Genomic DNA, 3,115 nt, shown 5'->3' with positions numbered 1-3,115 from the left:
TTTGGTAGGACTTGATCCTGTGGGAGCAAGCCTTGCTCCCACACTGGATCTTTGCCGGATGAACCGTTTGGTAGGACTTGATCCTGTGGGGCAAGGCTTGCTCCCAGGCTGGATCTTTGCCGGATGAAATATTTGGTAGGACTTGATCCTGTGGGAGCAAGCCTTGCTCCCACACTGGATCTTTGCCGGATGAAATGTTTGGTAGGACTCGACTCTGTGGGAGCAAGGCTTGCCCGCGATGAGGCCGTCAGCCCCGCCGCAAATGTCAGAGCCCAACCTTCGGCGAATTCAACGAATCATTGCCCGTCACCGTAGCCGTGCCGGTCGCGGCCTCGGCACTGGCCTTCATGCGGCTCAACTCTTCACCGGCCTGCTCGATCCGGGCCCGGGCGTGGTGCAGATTCTGACGATTTTTTTCCAGCAGAGTCTTGGCCGAGCAGTGCCCGGTGATGCCGCGCGCCAGGGCCATGCCGCCAATGGCCAACTGAGCCAGGCCGATCACACCGCCTCGACGCAGGCCCTTGCCCATCATCAGCACGCCCCCGGCCAATGAGCCAACGCGTTCCCAGCCATGCACGTTCTGCGAGCTATGGGATTGAAAAGGGGTGGTCTCAATCGGCTCGAACGGATTGTTATCGCTCATGATCTGTCTCCAGTGTGGGATTGGTATAAAACTGACTGCCTGAGCGATTCCCTTGTTCAATCCAATTGCGCACCGATCAGCGGAATTGCGGCCCCGAGCGGGTGTTGTTGCCTTTGGCCATACGGTCGTACAGCACGACGTTGACCGTGGCCGCCAGGTTCATGCAACCGGTGGTGGGGATGTACACCACGTCTTCGCACCAGTCACGGATGTCTTTATCCAGCGAGCCATCTTCCGGGCCGAAGATATACAGCGCCCGGTCCGGGTGAGTGTATTCAGGCAACGGACGAGCGCCTTCCACCAGTTCCACGGCCACCGGCACACAGCCCAGGGGCAGGATTTTTTTCAGGTCGTCGATGCCGATCAACGGGATGTCGTAGTGGACTTTCTTGGTGTCAGTGACGAAGTCCGCGGCGCGCTCATAGCGCTTGCCGGTGTAGAACACCGACGCCACGCCGTAGCAGCCGGCGGCACGCATGACCGAACCGACGTTTTCCGGAGATTTGGGGTTGAACAAACCGATGCAGCTGTAGCGTTTGTTGGCCACGGGCGGGGTGCCTTTGGGGAAAAGGCGCGATTATACGGGGAATGTCCGGGCTGGGCTCGGTTCTGGTGATGTATTGCTCTGAAGATTGCTATCGCGAGCAGGCTCGCTCCCACAGTGGATTCGTGTTGTTCACGACATCCTGTGGGAGCAAAGCTTGCTCGCGAAACAGCTGCCTCGGTTTCTGAAAGACCGCATCGGCTTCATCGTGGGCAAGCCTTGCTCCCACATAAATCCTCTCGCCACAATGGCTGGTTACTCGTCCTTCTTCATCAACCCGGCCAGCGCAGCGAACGGGTTGTGGGTCGCCTTGGCGATTTTCGGGGTGCTCAGGGAGCCGTCGCCGAAATATTGCTGGTCGGTGTAGCGCGAGTGTTCGTTGTCGTGGCAGTACAGGCACAGCAGTTCCCAGTTGGAACCGTCCTGCGGGTTGTTGTCGTGGTTGTGGTCGCGGTGGTGAACGGTCAGTTCACTCAGGCGTTTGCCGGAAAACTCACGGGCGCAACGGCCACAGACGTGGGGGTACATTTTCAGGGCTTTGTCGCGGTAACCCATTTCCCGGTCACGCTGGGCATCGGCCAGAATGCGATCCAGCTTGGCGGTGTTGGACGGTGGCGTTGACGAACTCATGGGTTCACCTTTGTAAAAAAGACTGATGACGGTTGAGCAGAGTTTAGCTCAGCCCTTGAGCTTCTCGGCAATCCAGATGGTGTGGCGGGTGCCTTTGTTGCCATGGGCGAAGACTTGCACCTCTTCGGCCTTGAAGCCGGCCTTTTTCAGTTTGTCGGAAAACTGCCGGTCGGCGCTGGCCGACCATACCGCCAGCACACCCTTGGGTCGCAGGGCCTTGGCGCAGGCCGCCAGGCCACCGGCTGAATACAGCCAGCTGTTGGCTTTCTGCGTCAGGCCTTCGGGGCCGTTGTCGACATCCAGCATGATGGCGTCGAAGCCCTGGGGTTCGGCTTGCAGCACCTTGGCGACATCTTCCATGCGGATCACGGTACGCGGGTCCGACAGTGGACGGCCGGCCTTTTCGCCCAAAGGGCCACGGTTCCACTCCACTACGCCTGGCACCAGTTCGGCCACCACCACTTCGGCACTTTTGCCCAGGTGCTTGAGGGCAGAGGCCAGCGTGAATCCCATGCCGAGACCGCCAATCAGTACGCGCGAGCCGGGACGGCCGGCAACCTTGCGGCAGGGAATCTCTGCCAGGGCGTCTTCGGAGCCGTGCATGCGCGTATTCATCAACTGGCCGCCGTCACCGCCCTGGATCTTGATGACGAAGTCGTCGCCGTACTCGAACAGGCACAGGGCACCGCCATTATCAGGGATGGGGGTGGTGTCCAGTAGAACGAAACGTTTCATGGATGTCTCATGCAAAGGAGGAGCAAAGCGGCGCGGTAAGGACTAGCCTGAAGACAGACAATAGCCACGGAGCCATTGATGAAGCGCACCATTCTAACGGTCATTGCCCTGGCTGCGCTCTCGATAAGTTGGGCGCAGGCCCAGCAGCCCACGATTCCGGTGAACCCACCGAGCATTCCCGGTTCGCCCGGCACCCCCACACCGATGCCATACCCACCGGTCACGCCCAGCGGCGTACCTACGCCCGGCCCCGGAAGCGGACCGCCGTTGCTACCGCCAATTGAAATGCCCAAGCCGCCCAAGGACCAGCCGATACCGGGCATGGAGCCGAAACCAGCGAAGGCCAAATCGCCGGGGGGGTAGGTCTGAAGCCAGTCGGTGAAATAACTGAATGGCAAAACCCTGGGGGTTCGGGCATTGCGGTGAACTCTGTGGGAGCAAAGCTTGCTCGCGATGACGTCGGCATAGGCAACACCGCTATCGCGAGCAAGCTTTGCTCCCACAGGGCTGCTCCCACAGGGCTGCTCCCACAGGGCTGCTCCCACAGGGCTGCTCCCACAGGG

General features: G+C 60.3%; 5 protein-coding genes. 1 reads left to right on the top strand and 4 read right to left on the bottom strand.

Annotation, left to right across the window (positions count from 1 at the left end):
• Positions 1-265 precede the first annotated feature (265 nt).
• The 4 genes from MA884_RS17955 to MA884_RS17940 form a co-directional block, all read right to left on the bottom strand.
• Complete coding sequence (locus tag MA884_RS17955) at positions 266-643, bottom strand: DUF2892 domain-containing protein (RefSeq protein WP_256231756.1); 378 nt, start codon at positions 641-643, stop codon at positions 266-268.
• Between the two features lie 76 nt (positions 644-719).
• Positions 720-1,190, bottom strand: a complete 471-nt coding sequence (locus tag MA884_RS17950; protein WP_003198862.1) for an RNA methyltransferase — start codon at positions 1,188-1,190, stop codon at positions 720-722.
• A gap of 252 nt (positions 1,191-1,442) precedes the next feature.
• Positions 1,443-1,817, bottom strand: coding sequence for a YajD family HNH nuclease (locus MA884_RS17945; protein ID WP_003184246.1), 375 nt, complete (start codon positions 1,815-1,817; stop codon positions 1,443-1,445).
• A 48-nt stretch (positions 1,818-1,865) separates the two neighbouring features.
• Positions 1,866-2,552, bottom strand: coding sequence for a spermidine synthase (locus MA884_RS17940; protein ID WP_256231755.1), 687 nt, complete (start codon positions 2,550-2,552; stop codon positions 1,866-1,868).
• 78 nt (positions 2,553-2,630) lie between these two features.
• Here MA884_RS17940 and MA884_RS17935 point away from each other — a divergent pair, with 78 nt between their 5' ends.
• On the top strand, positions 2,631-2,915 hold the full coding sequence (locus MA884_RS17935; protein ID WP_256231754.1) for a hypothetical protein: 285 nt from the start codon (positions 2,631-2,633) through the stop codon (positions 2,913-2,915).
• The last annotated feature ends 200 nt before the right edge of the window (positions 2,916-3,115 follow it).

It is taken from the genome of Pseudomonas sp. Q11, from assembly GCF_024494355.1.
GTDB classification, from domain to species: Bacteria; Pseudomonadota; Gammaproteobacteria; order Pseudomonadales; family Pseudomonadaceae; genus Aquipseudomonas; species Aquipseudomonas hefeiensis.
This window is presented reverse-complemented; position numbering and strand designations above follow the sequence as displayed.

Coding starts and splice junctions, on each gene's coding strand:
- MA884_RS17955 (WP_256231756.1), bottom strand. CDS start 643: ATGAGCGATAACAATCCGTTCGAGCCGATTGAGACCACCCCTTTTCAA.
- MA884_RS17945 (WP_003184246.1), bottom strand. CDS start 1,817: ATGAGTTCGTCAACGCCACCGTCCAACACCGCCAAGCTGGATCGCATT.
- MA884_RS17940 (WP_256231755.1), bottom strand. CDS start 2,552: ATGAAACGTTTCGTTCTACTGGACACCACCCCCATCCCTGATAATGGC.
- MA884_RS17935 (WP_256231754.1), top strand. CDS start 2,631: ATGAAGCGCACCATTCTAACGGTCATTGCCCTGGCTGCGCTCTCGATA.